This is a genomic window from Pseudomonas sp. 313 (assembly GCF_000316965.1).
GTDB lineage: Bacteria > Pseudomonadota > Gammaproteobacteria > Pseudomonadales > Pseudomonadaceae > Chryseomonas > Chryseomonas benzopyrenica.
Genome location: NZ_ANBZ01000072.1, coordinates 16,097 through 40,426, shown reverse-complemented (window position 1 = coordinate 40,426; position 24,330 = coordinate 16,097). Strand labels below are relative to the sequence as shown.

The 24,330-nt window shown below is 65.4% G+C and carries 24 protein-coding genes and 1 pseudogene; 12 read left to right on the top strand and 13 right to left on the bottom strand.

The features are described from left to right. Position 1: 1 nt before the first annotated feature. The 3 genes from C722_RS0116110 to C722_RS0116100 form a co-directional block, all read right to left on the bottom strand. Positions 2-556 carry an L-threonylcarbamoyladenylate synthase gene (locus tag C722_RS0116110; protein WP_017641494.1) on the bottom strand — a complete coding sequence of 185 codons (555 nt, stop codon included), beginning with the start codon at positions 554-556 and terminating at the stop codon, positions 2-4. A gap of 64 nt (positions 557-620) precedes the next feature. Then, positions 621-1,706 (bottom strand): DNA-processing protein DprA, encoded by a 1,086-nt coding sequence (gene dprA / locus C722_RS0116105; RefSeq protein ID WP_017641493.1) that lies wholly within the window; start codon positions 1,704-1,706, stop codon positions 621-623. Between the two features lie 50 nt (positions 1,707-1,756). After that, on the bottom strand, positions 1,757-2,788 hold the full coding sequence (locus tag C722_RS0116100; RefSeq protein WP_026083893.1) for a LysM peptidoglycan-binding domain-containing protein: 1,032 nt from the start codon (positions 2,786-2,788) through the stop codon (positions 1,757-1,759). 229 nt (positions 2,789-3,017) lie between these two features. Here C722_RS0116100 and def point away from each other — a divergent pair, with 229 nt between their 5' ends. The 3 genes from def to rsmB are packed head-to-tail and all read left to right on the top strand — an operon-like array spanning position 3,018 to position 5,825. Continuing rightward, positions 3,018-3,524 carry a peptide deformylase gene (def, locus tag C722_RS0116095; RefSeq protein WP_017641491.1) on the top strand — a complete coding sequence of 169 codons (507 nt, stop codon included), beginning with the start codon at positions 3,018-3,020 and terminating at the stop codon, positions 3,522-3,524. A gap of 58 nt (positions 3,525-3,582) precedes the next feature. Continuing rightward, positions 3,583-4,527 carry a methionyl-tRNA formyltransferase gene (gene fmt, locus C722_RS0116090; RefSeq protein ID WP_017641490.1) on the top strand — a complete coding sequence of 315 codons (945 nt, stop codon included), beginning with the start codon at positions 3,583-3,585 and terminating at the stop codon, positions 4,525-4,527. Beyond that, positions 4,524-5,825: a 16S rRNA (cytosine(967)-C(5))-methyltransferase RsmB gene (gene rsmB / locus C722_RS0116085; RefSeq protein ID WP_017641489.1), complete on the top strand. Its 1,302-nt coding sequence runs from the start codon at positions 4,524-4,526 to the stop codon at positions 5,823-5,825. The genes fmt and rsmB overlap by 4 nt, the downstream gene beginning before the upstream one ends. On the opposite strand, the gene C722_RS0116080 is transcribed toward rsmB, so the two are convergent. The 3 genes and pseudogenes from C722_RS0116080 to C722_RS27105 form a co-directional block, all read right to left on the bottom strand. Continuing rightward, on the bottom strand, positions 5,809-6,249 hold the full coding sequence (locus C722_RS0116080; RefSeq protein ID WP_017641488.1) for a polymer-forming cytoskeletal protein: 441 nt from the start codon (positions 6,247-6,249) through the stop codon (positions 5,809-5,811). The two genes, rsmB and C722_RS0116080, sit on opposite strands and share 17 nt — an antisense overlap. A 16-nt stretch (positions 6,250-6,265) precedes the next feature. Then, positions 6,266-6,625: a hypothetical protein gene (locus tag C722_RS0116075; RefSeq protein WP_026083892.1), complete on the bottom strand. Its 360-nt coding sequence runs from the start codon at positions 6,623-6,625 to the stop codon at positions 6,266-6,268. After that, positions 6,606-7,039: pseudogene (locus tag C722_RS27105) on the bottom strand (M23 family metallopeptidase). The gene C722_RS0116075 and the pseudogene C722_RS27105 overlap by 20 nt, the downstream one beginning before the upstream one ends. A 744-nt stretch (positions 7,040-7,783) precedes the next feature. Here C722_RS27105 and C722_RS0116065 point away from each other — a divergent pair. Next, positions 7,784-8,101, top strand: a complete 318-nt coding sequence (locus tag C722_RS0116065; protein ID WP_017641487.1) for a tetratricopeptide repeat protein — start codon at positions 7,784-7,786, stop codon at positions 8,099-8,101. Here the strand turns inward: C722_RS0116065 and C722_RS0116060 are convergent. The 3 genes from C722_RS0116060 to C722_RS0116050 form a co-directional block, all read right to left on the bottom strand. Further along, complete coding sequence (locus C722_RS0116060) at positions 8,092-8,364, bottom strand: PilZ domain-containing protein (protein ID WP_017641486.1); 273 nt, start codon at positions 8,362-8,364, stop codon at positions 8,092-8,094. The genes C722_RS0116065 and C722_RS0116060 overlap by 10 nt on opposite strands. Positions 8,365-8,532: 168 nt before the next feature. After that, complete coding sequence (locus C722_RS0116055; RefSeq protein ID WP_017641485.1) at positions 8,533-9,420, bottom strand: lysophospholipid acyltransferase; 888 nt, start codon at positions 9,418-9,420, stop codon at positions 8,533-8,535. 90 nt (positions 9,421-9,510) lie between these two features. Beyond that, positions 9,511-10,095, bottom strand: a complete 585-nt coding sequence (locus C722_RS0116050) for a DNA-3-methyladenine glycosylase I (RefSeq protein WP_017641484.1) — start codon at positions 10,093-10,095, stop codon at positions 9,511-9,513. Positions 10,096-10,437: 342 nt separating this feature from the next. Between C722_RS0116050 and glyQ the strand changes: the two genes are divergently transcribed. The 4 genes from glyQ to C722_RS0116030 are packed head-to-tail and all read left to right on the top strand — an operon-like array spanning position 10,438 to position 14,754. Beyond that, complete coding sequence (glyQ, locus tag C722_RS0116045) at positions 10,438-11,403, top strand: glycine--tRNA ligase subunit alpha (protein ID WP_017641483.1); 966 nt, start codon at positions 10,438-10,440, stop codon at positions 11,401-11,403. Then, positions 11,403-13,460, top strand: coding sequence for a glycine--tRNA ligase subunit beta (gene glyS / locus C722_RS0116040; RefSeq protein ID WP_017641482.1), 2,058 nt, complete (start codon positions 11,403-11,405; stop codon positions 13,458-13,460). Before glyQ ends, glyS begins: the two co-directional genes overlap by 1 nt. Positions 13,461-13,462: 2 nt before the next feature. Further along, positions 13,463-14,005: a D-glycero-beta-D-manno-heptose 1,7-bisphosphate 7-phosphatase gene (gmhB, locus tag C722_RS0116035; RefSeq protein ID WP_017641481.1), complete on the top strand. Its 543-nt coding sequence runs from the start codon at positions 13,463-13,465 to the stop codon at positions 14,003-14,005. After that, positions 14,005-14,754, top strand: coding sequence for a 1-acyl-sn-glycerol-3-phosphate acyltransferase (locus tag C722_RS0116030; protein ID WP_017641480.1), 750 nt, complete (start codon positions 14,005-14,007; stop codon positions 14,752-14,754). The genes gmhB and C722_RS0116030 overlap by 1 nt, the downstream gene beginning before the upstream one ends. A 385-nt stretch (positions 14,755-15,139) precedes the next feature. On the opposite strand, the gene gyrB is transcribed toward C722_RS0116030, so the two are convergent. The 4 genes from gyrB to dnaA are packed head-to-tail and all read right to left on the bottom strand — an operon-like array spanning position 15,140 to position 21,278. Beyond that, on the bottom strand, positions 15,140-17,560 hold the full coding sequence (gene gyrB, locus C722_RS0116025; protein ID WP_017641479.1) for a DNA topoisomerase (ATP-hydrolyzing) subunit B: 2,421 nt from the start codon (positions 17,558-17,560) through the stop codon (positions 15,140-15,142). Then, a complete protein-coding gene (recF, locus tag C722_RS0116020; RefSeq protein ID WP_017641478.1) occupies positions 17,557-18,666 on the bottom strand; it encodes a DNA replication/repair protein RecF in 1,110 nt (369 codons plus the stop codon). The genes gyrB and recF overlap by 4 nt, the downstream gene beginning before the upstream one ends. 10 nt (positions 18,667-18,676) lie before the next feature. After that, positions 18,677-19,780 (bottom strand): DNA polymerase III subunit beta, encoded by a 1,104-nt coding sequence (gene dnaN, locus C722_RS0116015; RefSeq protein ID WP_007160136.1) that lies wholly within the window; start codon positions 19,778-19,780, stop codon positions 18,677-18,679. 28 nt (positions 19,781-19,808) lie between these two features. Continuing rightward, positions 19,809-21,278, bottom strand: coding sequence for a chromosomal replication initiator protein DnaA (gene dnaA / locus C722_RS0116010; RefSeq protein WP_017641477.1), 1,470 nt, complete (start codon positions 21,276-21,278; stop codon positions 19,809-19,811). A gap of 526 nt (positions 21,279-21,804) precedes the next feature. Between dnaA and rpmH the strand changes: the two genes are divergently transcribed. The 4 genes from rpmH to yidC are packed head-to-tail and all read left to right on the top strand — an operon-like array spanning position 21,805 to position 24,312. Then, complete coding sequence (gene rpmH / locus C722_RS0116005) at positions 21,805-21,939, top strand: 50S ribosomal protein L34 (RefSeq protein WP_017641476.1); 135 nt, start codon at positions 21,805-21,807, stop codon at positions 21,937-21,939. A 12-nt stretch (positions 21,940-21,951) separates the two neighbouring features. Then, the gene (gene rnpA, locus C722_RS0116000; RefSeq protein WP_026083891.1) at positions 21,952-22,353 is read left to right on the top strand and encodes a ribonuclease P protein component; all 402 of its coding nucleotides are present in this window, start codon (positions 21,952-21,954) and stop codon (positions 22,351-22,353) included. Next, on the top strand, positions 22,346-22,594 hold the full coding sequence (yidD, locus tag C722_RS25880) for a membrane protein insertion efficiency factor YidD (protein WP_081594596.1): 249 nt from the start codon (positions 22,346-22,348) through the stop codon (positions 22,592-22,594). Before rnpA ends, yidD begins: the two co-directional genes overlap by 8 nt. 2 nt (positions 22,595-22,596) lie before the next feature. After that, positions 22,597-24,312 (top strand): membrane protein insertase YidC, encoded by a 1,716-nt coding sequence (yidC, locus tag C722_RS0115995; RefSeq protein ID WP_017641474.1) that lies wholly within the window; start codon positions 22,597-22,599, stop codon positions 24,310-24,312. The last annotated feature ends 18 nt before the right edge of the window (positions 24,313-24,330 follow it).

Here is a 24,330-nt window from a genome sequence, read left to right as displayed (position 1 = left end):
CCTAGGGCCGGAAGACCTTGCCGGTCACCAGATCGCGAATCACGCTGGGATTCTTGCGCCCACCCAGTTCGCCCATGAGGATGCCATCCAGGTTATCGGGGAAGTACTGCTGAACCCGCAGTCGGGTGCGCGCGGCCGGGCGGCCGGCGGGATTGGCCGAGGTGGAGATCAGCGGACCGGTGAGGGCGCAGAGTTCGCCCACCAGCGGATGCTCGGAGACCCGTAGCGCCACGGTGGCGTGGGCGCCGGTCACCCAGCCGGGCAGGCGATTGTGGTGCGGCACCAGCCAGGTGTTGGGGCCGGGCCAGGTGCTGGCCAGCTTGGCCAGGGACTCTTCCGGCAGATCGTGGAGCAGGAAGTCGAACTGGCGGATGGTGTCGGCCACCAGGATCAAGCCCTTTTCCATTGGCCGCCGCTTGAGCGTCAGCAGGCGATAGACCGCGGCCTGATCCCAGGGATCGCAGCCCAGGCCCCAGACGGCCTCGGTGGGGTAGGCCAGCACGCCCCCCTCGCGCACGATTCGCGCCGCCTGCCGCACTCGCCAGCTGTTGTGCATCGCCTTGCCTCCGCCAAATCCCTGAAGTCTACCCGAGCGCGCCGCCGATGGTAGCCATCCACCGCTAGCCGAGACGCGTCCAGCTGCCCTGCTGCGCCACCACCCGGCCCTCCAGCTCCAACTCGGTCAGCTGGACCAGCACCTCCGGCAACGACAGGCGGCAGAGCTGCGCCAACTCTTCGCTGTTGAGCGGTCCGGCGGCCAGCTGCCGCAGCAGGGGGTGATCCTCGACCACCGCGGCCGTGGCGACCGGGGCCAGGCTGCGCCAGCCCTGCAGGGCTTCGAGGATATGCTCCACGCCCTCCACCAGTTGCGCCCCTTCACGGATCAGCTGATGACAGCCTCGCGCCCCGGGATGATGGATGGAGCCGGGCAGGGCGAACACCTCGCGGCCCTGCTCGGCGGCCAGCCGCGCGGTGATCAGCGAACCGCTGGAGGGGCTGGCCTCCACCACCAGGGTACCCAGGCTGAGGCCGCTGATGATCCGGTTGCGCCGCGGAAAGTTGGCGGCCTGGGGCGTGCAGTCCAGCGGCAATTCCGAGACCAGCGCACCACCCTCGGCCAGCAGGCGCCGGGCGAGGCCCAGATGACGGCGGGGATAGAGCTGCCGGAGGCCGGTGCCCAGCACGGCCACCGTACCGCCGCCGGCGTCCAGCGCACCCTGGTGCGCCGCGCCATCGATGCCCAGCGCCAGGCCACTGGTGATGCAGAAGCCGGCCGCGGCCAGGCTGTGGGCGAAGCGCCGGGCATTGTCGAGTCCCTGGGCACTGGCCTGGCGGCTGCCGACCAGGGCCAGTTGCGGTCGTTCGAGCAACTCGACCCGTCCTTCGACGAACAGCAGCGGCGGTGGATCGGCGATCTCGGCGAGCAGCGCCGGATAGCGCTTGTCGCCTAGGCAGAGCAGATGGCGCTCGGGGCCCTCCAGCCAGGCCAGGGCCTGGTCGACCCGTTCGCGGGTCGCGGGGCTGCGGCGGGCGTCCGCGGCCACCGCCGGCAGGCGCAGGGCGCGCCAGGCCGAGGCGGGGGCACTGAGGGCGGCGCTGGCACTGCCAAAGGCATCCAGCAGCAGGCGCTGGCGCACGGCACCGAGCTCCGGCAGGGCATGCAGGCGAAGCCGAGCGTCCAGCTCGGCAGGGGAGAGGCTGGCCATGCTGTCATCCTTGAGGGTGGCCGGTCGCCGTCCTGGCGACCCGGAAGAGGTTAGGGGTTGCGCACCTTGTCCATGATCGCCAGCTGGCGGGTGGCGGTCAGAACCAGGCCGTAGCTGATCTTGTCGTAGGTGCGAAAGACCATCAGCAGCCCGGCGCGCTCGTCGGGGATCTTCACCAGCTCGCCGGTGATGCGATCACGTACCGTCTCGCCGGTCTTGTTGACCGCCAGCACATTGCCCTCGGCCAGACCGTCCCGGGCGCCCTTGTTGAGGGTCACCACATCGAACTGGCCGATCTGGGTGACGCCGCGCGGCACGTCGAGGATCAGGCCGTTGATGTCACGGGCCGGTGCACTGGGCATGAAGGTGGAATTCACCAGCCGCTCCTCAGTGGGGAACAGCCGGTCGCCCAGGCGCACCTCCTGGGTGGTGCGGGTCAGGCGCAGGGTGGCGATGTCGCCCTCCTGGGTGACCAGATCGGCGCTGCCGATGAAGTCGCCATTGATGCCGAGAAAGGCGCCGGTCTTGGGATCGACATAGGTCTTGCCCTGGCGGTAGATGCCATAGGCCGAGACACCCGGCTGCAGCTTGCCGCGCACATAGATGCGATCGCCGGCGCCGCTCACCACGCGCTCGGCATTGCCGGCTACCACATAGGGTGCCGCCTGGAACTGTTCGGCCGAATCGATGGCGCGATTCTGCAAGAGGAAGCTGTTGACCGCTTCCAGCGGAATGGCCGGGATGGCTTCGGCGATGGGCGTGCTGCGCACCGTGGGCGACAGCTTGACAGTGCCACGCGAGGCGCCGCGGTTGAGCTGCAGCCGCGGCTGGCCGTCGACGTAGCTCAGCACCAGGGTATCGCCGGGATAGATGAGATGGGGATTCTTGACCTGCGGATTGGCCTGCCAGATCTCTGGCCATTCCCAGGGCTTGCTGAGGAATCTGGCGGAGATGTCCCAGAGGGTATCGCCACGGACCACGGTATAGCTCTCCGGGTGATCCTGACGCAGGGTGACCGCTGCGTACGCCGACTGCAGGGCGCCCCCGGCGACCAGTAGCAGGGCGAACAAAGATTTCCTCATGCGTCGAATCCCTTTACACTTAGCTTTGAAGAACCGTCTTCACGCAAACGTCGGGGAATCGCCCCAGTCGTGCCCTGATCGCCACCTTCGTCGGCACCGGGCAGCGCAGGCGCTCATCCCCGTCGACCGACGTCATCCACCGCTCGGGACCAGCCCGAGGCGGGTGGAAACAACGCTGCGGCATCTTAGCAGCGCCCCTTGACTGTATTCCACAAGTGCCCTCAACGCCATGGCGATCCTAGACATCCTCGAATTCCCCGATCCCCGCCTGCGCACCGTCGCCAAGCCCATCGACGTGGTCGACGACGCTCTGCGCCAGACCATCGACGACATGTTCGAGACCATGTACGAAGCGCCCGGCATCGGTCTGGCCGCCACCCAGGTCAACGTCCATCGCCGCCTGGTGGTGATCGACGTCAGCGAAGACAAGAGCGAACCGCTGGTCTTCATCAACCCGGAAGCCGAGCCGCTCACCCAGGAACTGGGCGAGTACCAGGAAGGCTGCCTGTCGATCCCCGGGTTCTACGAAAAGATCTGCCGCCCCGAGCGCGTCCGGGTGAAAGCCCTGGATCGCGACGGCAAGCCCTTCGAGCTGGAATGCGACGGCCTCTTGGCGGTATGCATCCAGCACGAGATCGATCACCTCGACGGCAAGCTGTTCGTCGACTATCTGTCGCCGCTCAAGCGCGATCGCATCAAGAAGAAGCTCGAAAAGCAGCAGCGCCACAAGGCCTGATCGCCCTGGCGGACGGCGTCATCGGCGTCCGCCGCTCGCCCTTTCCGCCAGGTCCGCCATGTCCAGATCCCTTCGCCTCGTCTTCGCCGGAACCCCGGAATTCGCCGCCGTGCACCTGCAGGCGCTGATCGACGCCGGTTATCCCATCGCCGCCGTCTACACCCAGCCGGATCGCCCCGCTGGGCGGGGCCAGAAACTGGCCATGAGTCCGGTCAAGCAGCTGGCGCTGAGCCACGGCATCCCCGTGCAGCAGCCGCCGACCCTGCGCGATCCCGCCGCCCAGGCCACCCTGGCGGCGCTGGAACCCGATCTGCTGGTGGTGGTGGCCTACGGCCTGATCCTGCCCCAGGCGGTGCTGGACATCCCGCGTCTGGGCTGCATCAACAGCCATGCCTCGCTGCTGCCGCGCTGGCGCGGCGCCGCGCCCATCCAGCGCGCCTTGGAAGCCGGCGATGCCGAGTCCGGGGTCACCGTGATGCGCATGGAAGCCGGTCTGGATACCGGCCCCATGCTGAGCAAGGTGACCACGCCGCTGACCGCCACGGACACCGGTGGCAGCCTGCACTATCGCCTGGCCGCCTTGGGCGCCGCCGCCGTGGTCCAGGCCCTGCCGGGGCTGGCCGACGGCAGTCTGCAGGGCGAGGTACAGGACGACAACCTGGCCACCTACGCCCACAAGCTCAACAAGGACGAGGCCCGCTTGGACTGGGGTCGTCCGGCGGCGGAGCTGGAGCGCCGTATCCGCGCCTTCGATCCCTGGCCGCTGTGCCACACCGCCCTGGCCGGCGAGCCACTCAAGGTCTGGGCCGCGGAACTGGCCGAAGGGCAGGGCGTGGCGGGCATGGTGCTGGATGCCGATCGCTCCGGCCTGCTGGTCGCCTGTGGCGAGGGTGCCCTGCGCCTGACCCGCCTGCAGCTGCCCGGTGGCAAGCCACTGGGCTTCGCCGATCTCTATAACGCCCGTCGCGAGCGCTTCGCCCCCGGTCAGGTGCTGGGTCTATGAATCCGCGACTGGCGGCTACCCGCGCCCTGGCGGCGGTCCTTGCCGGACGTGCCTCCCTGGGCAGCAGCCTGCCCGAGCAACTGGCCAAGGTCGATCCGCGTGACCGCGCCCTGGCCCAGGATCTGGCCTTCGGCACCGCCCGCTGGCAGCCGCGCCTGTCGCTGCTGGCGGAAAAGCTCATGCAGAAACCCTTCAAGGCCGGCGACCGCGATCTCGAAGCCCTGCTGCTGATCGGGCTCTACCAGCTGTTCCACACCCGCATCCCGGCCCACGCCGCCATCGGCGAAACGGTGGGCTGCGTCGATAAGCTGAAGAAGTCCTCGGCCAAGGGCCTGCTCAACGCCGTGCTGCGCCGTGCCCAGCGTGAATACGACAGCCTGCTGCCGGCCCTGGAGCATGACCCCGCCGCGCGCCTGGCCCATCCGCGCTGGTTGCAGAAGACGCTCAAGGCGCGCTGGCCGGAGCAGTGGGAAGCCATCGCCACGGCCAACAACCTGCACCCGCCGTTGATCCTCAGGGTCAATCGCCGCCAGGGCAGTCGCGACAGCTATCTGGCCGAGCTGGCCGCCGCCGGCATCGAGGCCGTGCCCTGCGCCTTCAGCGCCGACGGCATCCGCTTGCTGCAACCCCAGGACGTCACCGCCCTGCCGGGCTTTGCCGCGGGGCGTCTCAGCGTGCAGGACGAAGCCGCGCAGCTGGCCGCCGAACTGCTGGAGCTGGCGCCCGGGCAACGGGTGCTGGACGCCTGCGCCGCGCCCGGTGGCAAGACCTGCCACCTGCTGGAACGCGAACCGGCGCTGGCCGAGGTGGTGGCGCTGGACGCCGATGCCGGTCGCCTGGAGCGCGTCGAGCAGAATCTGGCACGGCTGGGCCTCACCGCCCGCACCCTGGCCGCCGACGGCCGCGCCGTAACCGACTGGTGGGACGGCACGCCCTTCCAGCGCATCCTGCTGGACGCTCCCTGCAGCGCCACCGGGGTGATCCGCCGCCATCCGGACATCAAGCTGACCCGTCAGGCCAGCGATATCGCGCCCCTGGTGCAGTTGCAGGGCGAATTGCTGGACGCCCTCTGGCCGACGCTGGACGTCGGCGGCATCCTGGTCTACGCCACCTGCTCGGTGTTGCCGGAAGAGAACAGCGACAACCTCGCCGCCTTTCTCGCCCGCACCCCGGGCGCCCGCGAACTGGATATCCCCGCGCCCTGGGGCCTCGCCCAGCCCCATGGTCGCCAGCTCCTGCCGCAGCCCGAAGGCCACGACGGCTTCTATTACGGCAAGCTGATCAAGATTGCTCGCTAGTCGCGGAAGGTAAGGCGGTGGTGGTGGGCTGAGGCAGTTCCAGCACCGGCGTGGCCTCGTCGAGACGGCGCAGGGTGCCCTCCACCACGGCGCCGTTCTCCATGCTCAGCTGGCGATAGGTGATGTTGCCCTGCACCCGCGCATTGGAATGCAGCTCCAGCAGATGCTCAACCCCCAGATCGCCGACGATGGTGCCATCGATCAGGGCGTCGTAGCTGCTCACGTCGCCCTCCACCACGCCATTGGCACTGATCGCCAGCAGGCTGGTGGTGCCGGACTTGAAACTGATGCTGCCGCATACCCGGCCGTCGACTTTGAGGCCATCGCTGAACTCCAGATCACCGCGGATCGACAGGTTGTCGGCGATGAGACTGGAAAAGCCATTCACCGCGGGGCGAGGAACCGCCTTCTTTCTGTTGAACATCCGTGCTGCTCTCCAACTAGGGTTTCTGATTCTGGCGACGGAAGAAGGCCAGCTCCGCGCTCAGGCGCTCGACCTGCGCCAACAGGGCGGCGTTGCGTTCGAGCAACTGGCGCTCGGTGGCCGCACCCAGTTGCAGATCCAGCGTCTGCTGCGCCAGACGATCGCGCAGGTGCTGATTCTCGGCTTGCAGGTGATTCAGTTCCGCCTGGTATCCCTGGTGGATCCGCTGCCCGACCACCAGCAACGCGAGCGGTATCAACAGCAGCAGGCACAAACCAACCCAGCCGGCCAGTCGCCGTCGCGGGACCGGCTGCAGGCGAAATTCGCCGCGCAGCAGCTCGCGACTCGACGCTCGACTAGTCGCGCGCCTGGCCATCGCGCTCGGGCTCCAGTCGGCCCAGGGCCAGAAAGCGCTGGGGGTCGAGGAATTGGCCGTCACGCAAGACCTCGAAATGCAGATGAGGCCCGGTCGAGCGTCCGGTGGAGCCCACCGCACCCAGGAGTTGCCGGGGGTGACCACCTGGCCTTCCTTGACGAAGATGCGGCTCAGATGGGCATAGCGGGTGACCAGGCCATTGCCGTGAGCGACCTCCACCCGATTGCCATAGCCACCCAGGGCGCCCGTGACCTGGACACGCCCCCCGGCAGCGGCGTGTACCTGGGTGCCAGTGGGCGCGGCGAAGTCGACACCGGAATGAAACGCCAGGTGACCGGTAAAGGGATCGACCCGATTGCCGAACAGCGATCCCAGACGGGCCTGTTCCACTGGGCGTAGCGAGGGAATCGCCATCAGGGCGGCATTGCGACTGGCCACCCGGTTCAGCAGCAGATCCAGTTGTTGACGCAGGCAGAGCGCTACCTGTTCGCTGGCACCCAGCATGCGCAGAGGCAAGCCCTGGCTGGCGGCGCCGGCGTTACAGGATCGCGCCGGCAGCCAGGCACCGCCCTGGGCACCTCGCGTGGAAGGCTCGACCAGCAGACTGGGGTCGACCGCGCTCACCTGGTCGCGCAATTGCCTGTTCTGCTCCAGCATCCGCTGCAGCGCCTGGGTATCGGCCTCCAGCGATTGCAGCCGGCCGACCAGCACGCCCATTCGCTCCAGGGCCACCGGTGTGCTGTCGCTGCCCGGAGTGGCAGCGACAGGGGTGGCCGGAGCTGCAGCAGGCGAAACCCGACCACCCAGCCAGCAGCCCAGAGCAAATGTCAGCAGCGATGTCAGCGTCAGGATCAGCAGCCAGGGGCTCTTTGCCTGACGCGGGTCGACGATGTGGGCACCGTCCCGCACAAGCTTGCGACTGAGGGAAGAAAACAGCTTCATCAGATCCTGCGGCCGTCCTAGGCGCCGATAGATCAGTCAGCTTAAAGTGAAACACGTCACAAAATGATGGCAAAAGGCCCGTTCCAGACCAATCCGCCCGTCTACCGGACATATGGCACTCTGCCAGCGGATCGCCAGCCAGCCGCAGGTCCGGGCAGAATGGCCGGTTCAGGGTCGTGAATCGGCCCGTCCCTCCCGCTGCTACCGGAGTCCGCCATGCTCGAATCCCTGGAGAAAATGCTCGCTCGCGGCCAGGACAACGCCCTGCTCAGATTCGGTCTGGGCAAGGGCTATCTGGATGCCGGGGAGCCCGCGCGGGCGATCGAGCACCTGGCGCGCTGCGTCGAATTCGATCCGGCCTATTCGGCGGCCTGGAAACTGCTGGGCAAGGCCCATGAGGGGAGCGGCGACCCGGCCAGCGCCGAGGCGGCCTGGACCCAGGGCCTGCAGGCGGCGCAGGCCAGGGGCGACAAGCAGGCGGAAAAGGAGATGACGGTGTTTCTCAAGCGCCTGGCGCGCCGCGCTCAGTCCTGATCGCGCAGGAACCTAAGGCCCGCGCCGTCGGCGTCGGTGCGCATGACTTCCATGGTCACCTTGGGCGCTTCGATCGGCAGATCGAGTACCTGGCCGACCACGCGGGTGCCCTGCGGTAGCCGGGTCAGCTCGGGATGCACCACATAGACGCCACCATCGGACAGGTCGCGGGTCTCACCGACGATCTCGCCATCCGGATAGGCGATCCACAGCCGGCACTTGAGTGGGGTACGGGTATGTTGGCGCTGATCGCGCGAATTCATCGCCTGACTCCCTGGCTTGGGCGTTCCCTAGAGGTCCGGGCAGCTTCCGGCAAAGCCCAGCGGCTGTCAGCCGCGCGCCGACCGAACGGTCCTGGCGAAGCACCGAGCGATAGGTCATGGGACCACCGCCTGCCCCTCAGCGCCCGGGCAGGACCCGGGCGAAAGACCTCAGTACCACTTCTCCTCGCCATCCGGGCGATTCTTGAACCTCTTCATGCTCCACATGTACTGGGTCGGATAGCGCCGTACGTAGCCGGCCAGCACCTCGCTCATGGCGGCCACCGAGACCTCCGGATCCGGGTCGTACATGGCTGCGGGCGCGGCTTCCAGGATCACCTTGTAACCACTGCCGTCTGCCAGGCGCACGGCATGGAAGAACACCCCGCGGGCCTTGCCGCGCGCCAGCAGCGAGGGCACGAACTTGCTGGTCAGGGCAGTGGTGCCGAGGAAGGGCACGAAGAGGCCGGCGCTGCGACTTGGCTCGGGATCGGCCGGAATCCCCACGGCGCCGCCGCGGCGGACTTCCTTGATCACGCTGATGATGCCTTCCGGAGTGGAGGGCGCCACGCGGTTGCCCAGCTGGACCCGCTGGCGCTTGAGCAGGTCGTCCACCGCCTTCAGCTTGGGCGGCCGATAGAAGATGATCGGCTTGGCATGGGAGCAGTAGAAGTGGTTGAGCAACTCCCAGTTGCCCAGATGGCTGGTGATGCCCACCACGCCATCGCCGGAGGCCAGGGCCTCCTGCAGGACGTCCATGCCTTCCACCTCGCGCACCAGGCGTAGGGAACGCTGGGGCGACCAGATCCAGGCGCAGGCGCTCTCGGTCAGGGTCTTGCCGATGCCGCGCAGGCACTCGCGCGACAGCCGCTCCAGGCCGGCGGCGTCGAGTTCGGGGAAACAGTGGGCGAGGTTGATGCGGGTAACCTTGCTGGCGCGGGTCGGCAGCTTCCACATGCACCAGCCGATGAATCCACCCAGGCGCTGGACCAATGGCCAGGGCAGCAGGGCGAAAAGGCGCAGGAAGGCGATCATCAGCGCGCCTTTGAATCTTTCCAAAAGAGGGACTCCTGTCTGAATGCGCCGACAGTTTAGCGTCTACAAGCCCCGGAAACGTTAAGAAAGCGTAAGGTTCGCGCTAACTGACGCCTATACATTCGACTTTTCCTGCGGTTCTGCCGACAAAGACGCCAGCTCGGCATGGCGGTCGCAATCGAGGGTGTGGTCCATCACCAGCCCCATGGCCTGCATGAAGGCATAGCAGATGGTCGGGCCGACAAAGGTGAAACCGGCTTTCTTGAGCGCCTTGCTCATGGCCTCGGCTTCCGGGGTGATCGCCGGTACCTCATGGCGGTCGCGAAAATGGTTGATCTTCGGCGCACCGCCGACGAAGGACCATAGCCAGCCGGTCGGGTCTTCGAGCCTGAGCCAGGCCTGGGCATTCTGACGGGCGGCGCGCAGCTTGGCGCCGTTGCGGATGATGCCCGGATCCTGCATCAGCGCCTCGATCTCGGCATCGCTCAGCTGCGCCAGGCGCCGGGGATCGAAGCCGTGCAGCACCTGGCGATAGCGCTCGCGCTTCTTCAGCACGGTGATCCACGACAGCCCGGCCTGAAAGCCTTCCAGCAAGAGAAATTCGAAGAGCACCGCCGGATCGCGCTGGGGCACGCCCCATTCGTGGTCGTGATACTCGATGTACAGCGGATCGGCGGTGCACCAGAAGCAACGCGGCATGGCGAAGACTCGGACGGCGAGGGGAGATGTCACCTTAGCGCAGTTGAGCGCCAGCGGAGGCGAGTCATAACGGCCTCTGGAATGGGTAGCACGGCGAACGCGCTGAACGCACGTTTCTAACAGACTGCAGGCGCTGCTACCGTAGTAGCAGCTACCTATATCGCGGCCATGGGCCGCTCCTACAGGCCACCCGTACCTGTAGAGCGGCCCATGGCCGCGATAAAGCGCGCAGCCGGTCATATCTGCCCAATACCGCCAGGCAGCCCTAATCCGCCAATGCGGCCACCTCCGGCTTTCAGCTATACTCCCCGGCTTTTCGTCGCAGCCGAACGGGTATCTTTCGTGAGCCAGTCCAAGCCCACCGTGCGCACCTTCCAAGACTTGATCCTGGCCTTGCAGCAATACTGGGCCGAGCAGGGCTGCGTGGTACTTCAGCCCTATGACATGGAAGTTGGCGCCGGTACCTTCCACACCGCCACTTTCCTGCGCGCCATCGGTCCCGAGACCTGGAACGCCGCCTATGTGCAGCCCAGCCGCCGCCCCACCGACGGCCGCTATGGCGAGAACCCCAACCGCCTGCAGCACTACTACCAGTTCCAGGTGGTCCTCAAGCCCAATCCGGACAACTTCCAGGAGCTCTACCTCGGTTCCCTGGCTGCCATCGGTCTGGATCCGCTGGTGCACGACGTGCGCTTCGTCGAGGACAACTGGGAATCGCCCACCCTGGGCGCCTGGGGTCTGGGCTGGGAAGTCTGGCTCAACGGCATGGAAGTCACCCAGTTCACCTACTTCCAGCAGGCGGGCGGTATCGAGTGCTATCCGGTGACCGGCGAGATCACCTATGGCCTGGAGCGCCTGGCCATGTACCTGCAGGGCGTGGACTCGGTCTACGACCTGATCTGGGCCGACGGCCCCTTCGGCACCGTGACCTACGGCGACGTCTTCCACCAGAACGAAGTGGAGCAGAGCACCTACAACTTCGAGCACGCCAATGTGCCCAAGCTGTTCGAACTGTTCGACTTCTACGAGTCCGAGGCCAATCGCCTGATCGCCCTGGACCTGCCGCTGCCCACCTACGAGATGGTGCTCAAGGCCTCCCACACCTTCAACCTGCTGGACGCCCGCCGCGCCATCTCGGTGACCGAGCGCCAGCGTTACATCCTGCGCGTGCGCACCCTGGCGCGCAGCGTCGCCCAGGGCTACTTCAAGGCCCGTGCCCGCCTGGGCTTCCCCCTGGCCACCCCGGCGCTGCGTGACGAGGTCCTGGGCCGCGACGATGTCCAGGCGCTGCTCAAGGAGGGCGAATGATGAGCACCACTCTGGATTTCCTGGTCGAACTGGGTACCGAAGAACTGCCGCCCAAGGCGCTCAAGACCCTCGGCGACAGCTTTCTAGCCGGCATCGAGAAGGGCCTCAAGCAGGCCGGCCTCGGCTATGCCGGCGCCCGCGCCTATGCCGCGCCGCGCCGCCTGGCCGTGCTGGTCGAAGCCCTGCAGACCCAGCAGCCCGAGCGTAGCGTCAACCTGGACGGCCCGCCGCTCCAGGCCGCCTTTGGCGCCGATGGCCAGCCGACCCAGGCCGCCCTGGGTTTCGCCCGCAAGTGTGGCGTCGACATCAGCGCCATCGATCGCAGCGGTCCCAAGCTGAGATTTTCCCAAAGCATTCCCGGCCAGCCAGCCGCCTCCCTGCTGCCTGGTATCGTCGAAGCCTCCCTCGCCGAGCTGCCGATTCCCAAGCGCATGCGCTGGGCCGCCCGCCGCGAGGAGTTCGTCCGGCCGACCCAGTGGCTGGTGATGCTGCTCGGTGACGAGGTCATCGACTGCGAGATCCTCACCCGCCGTGCCGGTCGTGAGTCCCGCGGCCATCGTTTCCACCATCCCGATGCCGTGCGTATCAGCGCCCCGGCCCACTACGCCGCCGACCTGCGCGCCGCCCATGTGCTGGCCGACTTCGCCGAGCGCCGCCAGCTCATCGAGTCCCGCGTGGCCGAACTGGCTGCGGCGGAGCAGGGCAGTGCCGTGGTGCCGCCCGCGCTGCTGGACGAGGTGACCGCCCTGGTGGAATGGCCGGTGCCCCTGGTCTGCGCCTTCGAGGAACGCTTCCTCGAAGTACCCCAGGAAGCGCTCATCACCACCATGCAGGACAACCAGAAGTACTTCTGCCTGCTGGACGCCCAGGGCAAGCTGCTGCCACGCTTCATCACCGTGGCCAACCTGGAGAGCAAGGATCCGGCGCAGATCGTCAGCGGCAACGAGAAGGTTGTCCGCCCCCGTCTCACCGACGCCGAGTTCTTCTTCAAGCAGGACCAGAAGCAGCCGCTGGAAAGCTTCAACGAGCGCCTCAAGAACGTGGTCTTCCAGGCCCAGCTCGGTACGGTCTACGACAAGGCCCAGCGCGTCGCTGCCCTGGCCGCGTTCATCGCCGAACGCATCGGCGGTGATGCCGAGCGCGCCCACCGCGCCGGCGTGCTCGCCAAGTGCGACCTGGCCACCGAGATGGTCGGCGAATTTCCCGAGATGCAGGGTATCGCCGGCTACTACTACGCTAGGAAAGGCGGCGAGGCGGAAGACGTGGCCCTGGCGCTCAACGAGCAGTACATGCCGCGTGGCGCTGGCGCCGAACTGCCGCAGACCCTGACCGGTGCGGCCGTGGCCCTGGCCGACAAGCTCGACACCCTGGTCGGCATCTTCGGCATCGGCATGCTGCCCACCGGCAGCAAGGATCCTTTCGCCCTGCGCCGTCAGGCCTTGGGCGTGCTGCGCATCCTCATCGAGAAAGGCCTGGAGCTGGATCTGCCGGCCGCCGTCGCCTTCGCCATCGGCGGCTACGGCGAGCGGGTCAAGGCCGCGGGCCTGCAGGAGCAGGTGCTGGACTTCGTCTTCGACCGGCTGCGCGCCCGCTACGAGGACGAAGGCATCGACACCGCCGCCTACCTGGCCGTGCGCGCCCTGCGCCCGGCCTCGGCGCTGGACTTCGACCAGCGCGTCCAGGCCGTGCAGGCCTTCCGTCGTCTCCCGGAGGCTGAAGCCCTGGCCGCCGCTAACAAGCGCGTCTCCAACCTGCTCGGCAAGTTCGAGGGCAAGGTCGCGGCCCAGGCCGATGCCGCTCTGTTCGAGACCGACGCCGAGCGCACCCTGGCCGCCGCCATCGCCGAGGCCGAGCGGGATGCCGCGCCCCTGGCCGAAGCCCGCCGTTATCGCGAAGCCCTGGAACGCCTGGCCAGTCTGCGCGCCCCGGTGGATGCCTTCTTCGACGAGGTACTGGTCAACGCCGAGGACGAGCGCGTCCGCGCCAATCGCTATGCGCTGCTCGCCCACCTGCGCGGCCTGTTCCTCGGCATCGCCGACATCTCGGTGCTGGGCTAGGCATGAAGCTGATCGTGCTGGACCGCGACGGCGTCATCAATGTCGATTCCGATGACTACGTGCGTAGCGCCGAGCAGTGGCAACCGCTGCCCGGCAGCCTCGCCGCCATCGCCCGCCTGAACCGGGCCGGCTGGCAGGTGGCCGTGGCCACCAACCAGTCAGGTCTGGCGCGGGGCTATTTCACGGAAGATGGCCTGGCGGCCATGCACGAGAAGCTGCAACGCCTGCTGGCGGAGGAGGGCGGTCGGGTCGATCTGATCCTGCACTGCCCCCATGGCCCGGAAGCGGGCTGTGACTGCCGCAAGCCGCTACCCGGCCTGTTCCGCGCCATTGCCACCCATTACGGGCGCCCTGATCTTGCAGAAGTCCCCGTGGTCGGCGACAGCCTGCGCGACCTGGAAGCCGGCGTGGCCCTTGGCTGTACGCCCTACCTAGTGCGTACCGGCAAGGGCGAGCGCACCCTGGCCAAGCCTTTGCCAGCCGGCACCCGGGTCTTCGCCGACCTGGCCGCGGTGGCTGATCACCTGCTCGAGGAAACGCGCTGATGCGGCTCTTGCGTACCCTGTTGTTCTACGTGCTGCTGGGGACCAGCGGCATCCTCTGGTCCTGCGTCAGCCTGCTGATCGCGCCCTTCCTGGCCTATCGCGCCCGCTATCGGCTAGTGGTCAAGGCCTGGACCGGCTTTGCCGTCTGGCTGGCCAAGGTCATCTGCGGCATTCGTTACGAAATCGAAGGGTTGGAAAACGTCCCGGCGCAGCCCTGCGTGATCGTGGCCAACCACCAGAGCACCTGGGAAACCTTCTTCCTGTCCGCCCAGTTCGAACCCACTTCCCAGGTGATCAAGCGCGAACTGCTCAGGATTCCCTTCTTTGGCTGGGCCTTCTCGCTGCTCAAGCCCATCGCCATCGACCGCGACAACGGCAAGCTGGCTCTCCAGCAGCTGACCGAGCAGGGCGGCCGCTACCTGGCCCAGGGCTGCTGGGTACTGATCTTTCCCCAAGGCACCCGCATCGATTACGGTCAGATGGGCAAGTTCTCCCGCGGTGGCGCCGCCCTGGCCTGCAGCCTGAACGTGCCCATCCTGCCCATCGCTCACGATGCCGGCGCCTACTGGCCCAATCGTTCCTGGATCAAGTCGCCGGGAACCATCAAGGTCAGCATCGGCCCCTTGCTCTATCCCCAGGGCCAGGATCCCCGCGCCATTGTCGATCTCAATGCCCGCTGCTTCGCCTTCATCGAACAGGCCCTTGCCCCCAAGCCCGACGCCAGCCCGGTCGAGCGCTGCGTCGCCTGACCGCCAGGCCGCAAGGCCTGGCTGTTCCCAGCAGTTTTCCTCGCGTTTCCCACAGACTTATCCACAGGACATCCTGAGGTTTTCCTGCGCCCTGATCGTGGGCCGCTACCGCGAATCCCCTGTCATCCACAAGTACCGATAAGCTTATTCCCAGGCTTATCCACAGGATCGTCCGTTATAGCCTGTGTCTCTATGCCGCATGGCACGGCCTCTTTGTGCTGCTTTACAGGCTTTGCGAAAAGCAGCTGAGGAAAACTATCCACAAAACCTCTGGCTATAAGATGAGCGGCAATTCTTCCTAGGGAACGAAACGGCATCTCCGTCTAGCCAGAATGTTTTCCACAAAAAAGCCCCGCATGGCGGGGCTTGTGCATAACCGCTGGAATCAGACGTCGAGGTTCGATACCGCCAAGGCATTGCTCTCGATGAAATCGCGACGCGGCTCCACGTGATCGCCCATCAGGGTGTTGAAGATCTGGTCGGCCGCCACGGCGTCCTCGATGGTCACCTGCAGCATGCGACGCACGTTCGGGTCCATGGTGGTTTCCCACAGCTGATCCGGATTCATCTCGCCCAGGCCCTTGTAGCGCTGGATGTTGAATCTCTTGCTGGTCTCGACCATCAGCCACTCCCAGGCTTCCTTGAAGGTGCTGACCGGGCGACGGCGTTCGCCGCGCTTGGCATAGGCGCCTTCTTCCAGCAGGTTGTCCAGCTGGGCAGCCAGCTCGGTCACCAGACGGTAATCGTTGCTGCCGAAGAAATCCCGGTTGAAGGTCACGTAGCTGGACAGGCCATGAGCCCGGGTCTCGACCTCCGGCAGCCACAGGCTGCGCTCGCGGTCTTCGCGCAGGCTCAAGGTGTAGGTGGTGCCATTGCGCTCGGCGGCCTTCAGGCGCGTCTCGAGAGTGGCTAGCCACTCGCGCATGGCCGCCTCGTCACCCAGCTGCTCCACGCCCACGCGGGGCAGGTACAGCAGGTGTTCGCTGACGTCGGCCGGATACAGCCGCGACAGGCGCTTGAAGGTCTTCATCACCTGGCGATAGCTGTTCACCAGCTTTTCGAGTTCCACACCGGACAGACCCGGGGCGTTCTCGTTGACGTGCAGGCTGGCTTCCTCCAGAGCGGTCTGGGTCAGGTATTCCTCCATCGCCTCGTCGTCCTTGATGTACTGCTCCTGCTTGCCACGCTTCACCTTGTACAGCGGCGGCTGAGCGATGTAGATGTAGCCCCGCTCGATCAGCAGCGGCATCTGGCGGAAGAAGAAGGTCAGCAGCAGGGTACGGATGTGCGAGCCGTCGACATCGGCATCGGTCATGATGATGATGTTGTGGTAGCGCAGCTTGTCGATGTTGAATTCTTCGCGACCGATGCCGCAGCCCAGCGCGGTGATCAGGGTGCCCACCTCCTGGGAGGAGAGCATCTTGTCGAAGCGCGCCTTCTCGACGTTGAGGATCTTGCCCTTGAGCGGCAGGATCGCCTGGGTGCGCCGATTGCGGCCCTGCTTGGCCGAACCACCGGCGGAGTCACCTTCCACGATGTAGAGTTCGGACAGCGCCGGATCCTTTTCCTGGCAATCCGCCAGCTTGCCGGGCAGGCCGGCGATGTCCAGCGCGCCCTTGCGGCGGGTCATCTCCCGCGCCTTGCGCGCCGCTTCCCGGGCCCGGGCCGCGTCGATCATCTTGCCGACCACCGCCTTGGCCTCGTTGGGATTCTCCAGCAGGAAGTCGGAGAAATGCTTGCCCATCTCCTGTTCCACCGCGGTCTTCACCTCGGAGGAAACCAGCTTGTCCTTGGTCTGGGAAGAGAACTTGGGATCCGGCACCTTGACCGAGATGATGGCGGTCAGGCCTTCGCGGGCGTCGTCACCGGTGGTGGCCACCTTGAACTTCTTGGCCAGGCCCTCGGCCTCGATGTAGCTGTTCAGGTTGCGCGTCAGCGCCGAACGGAAGCCCGCCAGGTGGGTGCCGCCGTCGCGCTGGGGAATGTTGTTGGTGAAGCAGAGGATGTTCTCGTTGAAGCTGTCGTTCCACTGCAGGGCCACCTCCACGCCGACGCCATCGTCGTCGCGCTGCACCTGGAAGTGGAACACCTCGTTCACCGCGGTCTTGTTGGTGTTCAGGTAATCGACGAAGGCGCGCAGGCCGCCTTCGTACTTGAACAGCTCTTCCTTGCCGCTGCGCTCGTCGCGCAGGACGATGCCGACGCCGGAGTTGAGGAAGGACAGCTCGCGAATCCGCTTGGCCAGGATGTCCCAGCTGAACTGGATGTTGTTGAAGGTCTCGGCCGAAGGCTTGAAGTGCACCTGGGTACCGGTGGTGTCGGTCTCGCCGATCACCGCCAGCGGCGCCTGGGGTACGCCGTGGACATAGACCTGCTCCCACACCTGGCCGGCACGGCGAATGGTCAGCCGCAGCTCCTCGGACAGGGCGTTCACCACCGAGACGCCCACGCCGTGCAGGCCGCCGGACACCTTGTAGGTGTTGTCGTCGAACTTACCGCCGGCGTGCAGCACGGTCATGATGACCTCGGCCGCCGAGACGCCTTCTTCCTTGTGGATGTCCACCGGGATGCCGCGGCCGTTGTCGCGCACGGTGATGGACTCGTCCATGTGGATGGTGATGCTGATCTCGCTGCAGAAGCCGGCCAGGGCCTCGTCGATGGAGTTGTCCACCACCTCGAAGACCATGTGGTGCAGGCCGGTGCCGTCATCGGTGTCGCCGATGTACATGCCGGGGCGCTTGCGCACGGCATCCAGTCCCTTCAGCACCTTGATGCTGGAAGAGTCGTAGGTATTGGTCTCGCTCATGCTTGGCTCCCGCTAGTGTGGGTCTGCTTGATATGGCCGTGTTCCACGTGAAACACGCTGACCTCTGTCTCCGGCCGCCAGGCGGCCTGTAGCGTCTCGCGCTCGACACAGGTGATGAAGACTTGGCACTCCAGTGCCTCCAGCAGCCGGCACAAGGCCAGCCGGTGTCCCTCGTCCAGTTCCGAAGGCAGGTCGTCGATGAGATAGACGCACTGGCCTCGCTTGACCTGGTTGACCAGCCGCCCCTGGGCGATGCGCAGTGCGCACACCACCAGCTTCTGCTGGCCGCGCGACAGGATGTCCGCCGCGTTGTGGTTGCCGATGCGGATCCGCAGGTCGGCACGCTGGGGACCGGCCTGGGTATGCCCCAGCTGCAGATCCCGTGGCAAGCTGTCCGCCAGCACCTCGCGCAGATCGCGCTCGCGGTCCCAGCCGCGGTAGTAACTCAGGGTCAGGCCATCGAGCTGGATCAGCTCGGCCAGCACCGCGGTGAACTCCGGCTTCAGACGCTGGATATAGGCCTGACGAAAGCCATCGATCTCGCCGCTGGCCAGGGCCAGTTCCTGATCCCAGGCGGCCTGCGCCGCAGGGTCGATTTTACCACGTCTGAGCCAGTGATTTCGCTGCCTGAGCGCCTTTTGCAGGCGTTGCCACAGGGGCAGGAAACGCTGTTCCTCGTGGAACACGCCCCAGTCGAGAAACTGCCGCCTGATCTTGGGACTGCCTTCGAGCAGCCGGAAGCCATCGGGGTTGATCAACTGCAGCGGCAGCACCTCGGCCAGCTGCGCCGCACTACGGGCATTCTCGCCATTGATGCGGATCTGGTAGTCGCCACCGCGCTCGCGCTGGATGCCCAGGTTGCAGTCCTGGCCACCGGGTAGCCGCACCTGGCCGAACACCGTGCAGCTGGCCTGCTCATGCTGGATGACCGGCGCCAGCTTGGTGCTGCGAAAGGAGCGGGCCAGCCCCAGCAGGTGGATGGCTTCCAGCAGGCTGGTCTTGCCGCTGCCGTTGGCGCCGTGCAGCAGATTGACCCGTGGCGAGGGTTGAAGCGCGACCGCCTGCAGATTGCGCAGGCGGTCGGCGTTGAAGCGGATCAGCGTCATCGAGCGGCGATCAGAGGCGCATCGGCATCACGACATAGGAGGAGTCGTCGTTGCCCGCCTCCTGCAACAGCGCACTGCTGCTGGAATCGGACAGGGTGATGCGCACCTGGTCGGTGGTCATCACGCCGAGCACGTCGAGCAGGTAGCTGACGTTGAAACCGATCTCCAGGCTGCCGCCGTCGTAGTCGACCTGCAGTTCTTCCTCGGCCTCTTCCTGCTCCGGGTTGTTGGCCTGGATCTTCATGAAGCCGTTTTCCAGCTGCAGACGGATACCACGGTACTTCTCGTTGGAGAGAATGGCGGTGCGGCTGAAGGCTTCGCGCAGATGCTGGCGCTCGCCCAGTACCAGTTTGTCGCCATGCCGCGGCAGCACGCGCTCGTAGTCGGGGAACTTGCCGTCCACCAGCTTGGAGGTAAAGGTGAAGTCGCCGGTGGTGGCGCGGATATGGTGCTGGCCCAGGACCACGTTGACCGGCTCTTCCGGTTCGGTGAGCAGGCGCGACAACTCCAGGATGCCCTTGCGCGGCACGATGACCTGGTGCTTCTCGGCCTGGTCCACATCGGCCTCCAGCATGCACATGGCCAGGCGGTGACCGTCGGTGGCCACGGCGCGCAGGCGGCCGGTGCTGGCTTCCAGCAGCATGCCGTTGAGGTAGTAGCGCACGTCCTGCTGGGCCATGGCGAAGCCGGTGCGCTCGATCAGGCGGCGCAGGCGGCCCTGGGGAATGCTGAATTTCAGCGAGCCCGGACCTTCCTCCACGGTGGGGAAGTCGTTGGCCGGCAGGGTGGACAGGGTGAAACGGCTGCGTCCGGCACGGATCAGCAGCTTCTGTTCCTCGGTGCGGATGTCGATCAGCGCATCGGGCTGCAGGCTCTTGCAGATGTCCATCAGCTTGCGCGCCGGCACGGTGATCTCACCGGCTTCGGCGGCTTCTTCCAGATCGACCCGGCCAACCAGCTCGACTTCCAGGTCGGTACCGGTTAGCGATAGCCGCTGGCCTTCCACGACCAGAAGTACGTTGGACAGCACCGGCAGCGTTTGCCGACGTTCCACGACACCGGCCACCAGCTGCAGCGGTTTCAACAGGGCTTCGCGTTGAATGGTGAAATGCATGGTCAGGTCCTTGCCAGGGCCGCGTCCGTCAGGTGGTCAGGGTACGCAGCAGGTTCTTGTAATCCTCGCGAATATCCGCGTCGGATTCCCGAAGTTCGGCGATCTTGCGACAGGCATGCAACACCGTCGTGTGATCGCGTCCGCCAAAGGCGTCGCCGATTTCCGGCAGGCTGTGGTTGGTCAGCTCCTTGGACAGCGCCATGGCGACCTGCCGCGGCCGGGCGACCGAACGCGAGCGGCGTTTGGACAGCAGATCGGCGATCTTGATCTTGTAGTACTCGGCCGCGGTGCGCTGGATGTTGTCGATGCTGACCAGCTTGTCCTGCAGCGCCAGCAGATCCTTGAGCGATTCGCGGATCAGCTCGATGGTGATGTCCCGGCCCATGAAGTGGGCATGGGCGATCACCCGCTTGAGCGCGCCTTCCAGTTCCCGCACGTTGGAGCGGATGCGCTGGGCGATGAAGAAGGCGGCGTCGTGGGGCAGGTCGACCTTGGCCTGATCGGCCTTCTTCATCAGGATCGCCACCCGCGTCTCCAACTCCGGCGGCTCCACGGCCACGGTGAGACCCCAGCCGAAACGCGATTTGAGCCGCTCTTCCAGGCCGTCGATCTCCTTGGGATAGCGATCGCTGGTGAGGATCACCTGTTGTCCACCTTCGAGCAGGGCGTTGAAGGTGTGGAAAAACTCTTCCTGCGAACGCTCCTTGCGGGCGAAGAACTGGATGTCGTCGATCAGCAGCGCATCCACCGAACGGTAGAAACGCTTGAATTCGTTGATGGCGTTGAGCTGCAGCGCCTTGACCATGTCGGCGACGAAGCGCTCCGAATGCAGATAGACGATCTTGGCGTTCGGATTGCGCTTGAGCAGGTGGTTGCCCACCGCGTGCATCAGGTGGGTCTTACCCAGACCCACGCCCCCATAAAGGAAGAGTGGGTTGTAGCCGTGCTTGGGATTGTCCGCCACCTGCCAGGCCGCGGCGCGGGCCAGCTGGTTGGACTTGCCCTCGACGAAGTTCTCGAAGGTGAAGGTCCGGTTCAGATAGCTGGTGTGCTTGAGCGCACCCTCCACCTGCACGGTACGCTCGGTCTTGACCGCCGGCTCGTCGGCCTCGGCCAGTTCCGCGGTCACGTCTTCCAGGGCGACGCCCGCGGTGACGATATCCGACTGGATCGGTTGCGGCGCCTGTACCGGGGGTGGCAGCGGACTGCTCTGGCTGCTGGGCGTCTGGGCCGGGCGCGGCTTGTTGCTGCGCTTGCTGCCGATCAGCAGGGAAAGCACCGGCGCGATGCCGTCGTCGGCATGTTCCTCGAGCAATTCGAGGATACGGCTCAGGTACTTCTCGTTGACCCAGTCGAGCACGAAGCGGTTGGGCGCGAACACCCGCAGCTCATCCCCTTCCGCTTCCACCTGCAGTGGCCGGATCCAGGTATTGAATTGTTGCGAAGGCAGCTCGTCGCGCAGCACATCCACGCAACGTTGCCAGAGTTCGACCGACACAGCGTCTCCCAAGAACTGGAGCGGCCCGGACGGGCCATGAGCAAACGCCCATTGTATCCCTCCCCACCCAGGTTATCCACATGGCCACGCAGTTTCCCGGTAGATAGCCGTTACGGTCATCAGGGGCGGACCCATGACCGTCAGCTCTGTGGATAACGCCGTCTGACCTCTCTGGACATCCCGGGGCTTTTTGTTGTGGATAATCGTGCTGTGCGTAACAGGTCTGCTTATCCACAGCCTCTCAGCAGGCAGAGCACCCGAATTGCACCTGTTGAAAACAGACTTTCCGTTCCCGCTCAGCGCAGAGGCCATCTGCCATGGCGCGATCTATCCACAGAAATCCGCTGCACCATACATATTCACTTCAACAGTCTTTTAAAACCTTCTGACCTGTTGATTTTATTTGCCTGGTCTCCTGTCAGCCGATGCTGGTTGGAAATTGACCTGCATCGAGGCTTTCTCTAGAATCGCCGGTCTCTTTGCGCGGGGCACTCATGCCTTGCCGCTTTCACCTAGGTAAAAGTCCATGAAACGCACCTTCCAACCCAGCACCCTGAAGCGCGCCCGTGTCCACGGTTTCCGTGCTCGTATGGCAACCAAGAACGGCCGTCAGGTTCTCGCCCGTCGCCGTGCCAAAGGCCGCAAGCGTCTGGCGATCTGATTGCCCGGTCAGGTGGTGAGTCAGGGTTTCGGTCGGGACAGGCGCTTACTGAGCTCCCAACAGTTCCAAGCGGTCTTTGACTCTCCCACCCACAAGGCATCCGGCAAGCACCTGCTGCTGCTCGCCCATGCCAATGGGCTCGACCATTCCCGTCTGGGGTTGGTCATCGGCAAGAAGAGCGTCAAGCTTTCTGTCGAGCGCAATCGCATCAAGCGGGTCATCCGAGATTCCTTCCGTCTGAATCAGGACCGCCTGGGCAGCTTCGATCTGGTCTTCGTCGCCCGTAAGGGACTTGGCGAAGTCGACAATCCCGAATTGCACGATCAGCTGCTGCAACTGTGGAAACGTCTCAATCGCCAGGCGAGCAAGACCGTTGCCCATCCAACCGACAGTCCCGACGGTGCTCATGCGTAAACCGGCCCTGCTGCTGATTCGCTTCTACCGTTATGCCATCAGCCCTATGATGGCCAGTCACTGTCGTTTCTATCCGACCTGTTCCGGTTACGCCCTCGAAGCCATCGAGCGCCACGGGCTGCTGCGTGGTGGCTGGCTGACCACACGGCGACTGTGCCGGTGCCATCCCTGGCACTCAGGCGGATATGATCCCGTTCCTCCCGCAAAGACCCCAGCCCCGACCTCTTCGATGGCCGAGTAAACATGGATATCAAGCGCCCGCTACTCATTGCCGCCTTGGCGATCGTGTCCTACACCCTGGTTTTCCAGTGGAACAAGGATTACGGCCAGGCCGATCTGCCCACGGCCAAGACGCAGACCAGCGTCCTGCCGGGTGACACTCCCAACGTGCCCACCGATGTTCCCGCTGACGCCAAGGCTGCGGCGCCGGTGGACAACTCGACCGCTCAGGCAAGCACTGCGCTCATCAAGGTACGTACCGACGTCCTGGATCTGGCCATCGATCCCCGCGGCGGCGACATCGTCCAGCTCGGTCTGGTGCAGTACCCCCGCCGTCAGGATCATCCCGACGTGCCCTTCATGCTGTTCGACAACGGCAACGAGCGTCTCTACCTGGCCCAGAGCGGCCTGACCGGTGCCAACGGTCCCGACGCCAACAGCGCCGGGCGTCCGCTGTACACCTCGGCCCAGTCCAGCTACGTGCTCGCCGATGGCCAGCAGCAGTTGGTGGTGGATCTCAAGTACCAGGCCAACGGCGTCGACTACACCAAGAGATTCACCTTCCACCGGGGCCTGAAGGTCGATTGCTCGGACGCCGAGAAGGCGCAGAAGAAGATCACCTGCATCAACCCGGACGCCTACCAGATCCAGGTCAGCTACCTGATCGACAACCAGAGCGCCAACGCCTGGAACGGTGTGCTCTACGCCCAGCTCAAGCGGGACAAGAGCGGCGATCCCTCGGCGACCACCGCCACCGGCGTGTCCACCTACCTGGGCGCCGCCGTCGGTACCCCGGCCGAGCCCTATCGCAAGGTGTCCATGAGCGACATGGACAAGAATCGCCTGCAGGAAGCCGTGCAGGGTGGTTGGGTCGGCTGGCTGCAGCACTACTTCGTCACCGCCTGGGTGCCGAACAAGGACGAGCAGCACCAGATCACCACCCGCAAGGACGCCCAGGGCAACTACATCGTCGGCTTCACCGGTCCGCGGTTCAGCGTGCCGGCGGGCGGCAAGGGCGAGACCTCGCTGACCCTCTATGCCGGTCCGAAGATCCAGGAGCACCTCAAGATCCTGTCCCACGGTCTGGAACTGACCGTCGATTACGGTTTCCTGTGGTTCATCGCTCAGCCGATCTTCTGGTTGCTGCAGCATATCCACAGCATCCTGGGTAACTGGGGCTGGTCGATCATCGTCCTGACCATCATCATCAAGCTGCTGTTCTTCCCGCTGTCCGCCGCCAGCTACCGCTCCATGGCGCGCATGCGCGCCGTCGGTCCGCGACTGCAGGCGCTCAAGGAGCAGCATGGCGACGATCGCCAGAAGATGTCCCAGGCGATGATGGAGCTGTACCGCAAGGAGAAGATCAATCCCCTGGGTGGCTGCCTGCCCATCGTGGTGCAGATGCCGGTGTTCCTGGCGCTGTACTGGGTGCTGCTGGAAAGCGTCGAGATGCGCCAGTCGCCCTGGATGTTCTGGATCACCGACCTGTCGGCCAAGGATCCCTTCTTCATCCTGCCGATCATCATGGGCGCCACCATGCTGGTGCAGCAGATGCTCAACCCGGCACCGCCGGATCCCATGCAGGCCAAGGTCATGAAGATGATGCCCATCGTCTTCACCTTCTTCTTCCTGTGGTTCCCGGCCGGTCTGGTGCTGTACTGGATCGTCAACAACTGCCTGTCGATCCTGCAGCAGTGGTACATTACCCGGAAGATCGAGGCGGCCAGCAAGAAGGCCTGACCTCGCTCACCCTGTCCA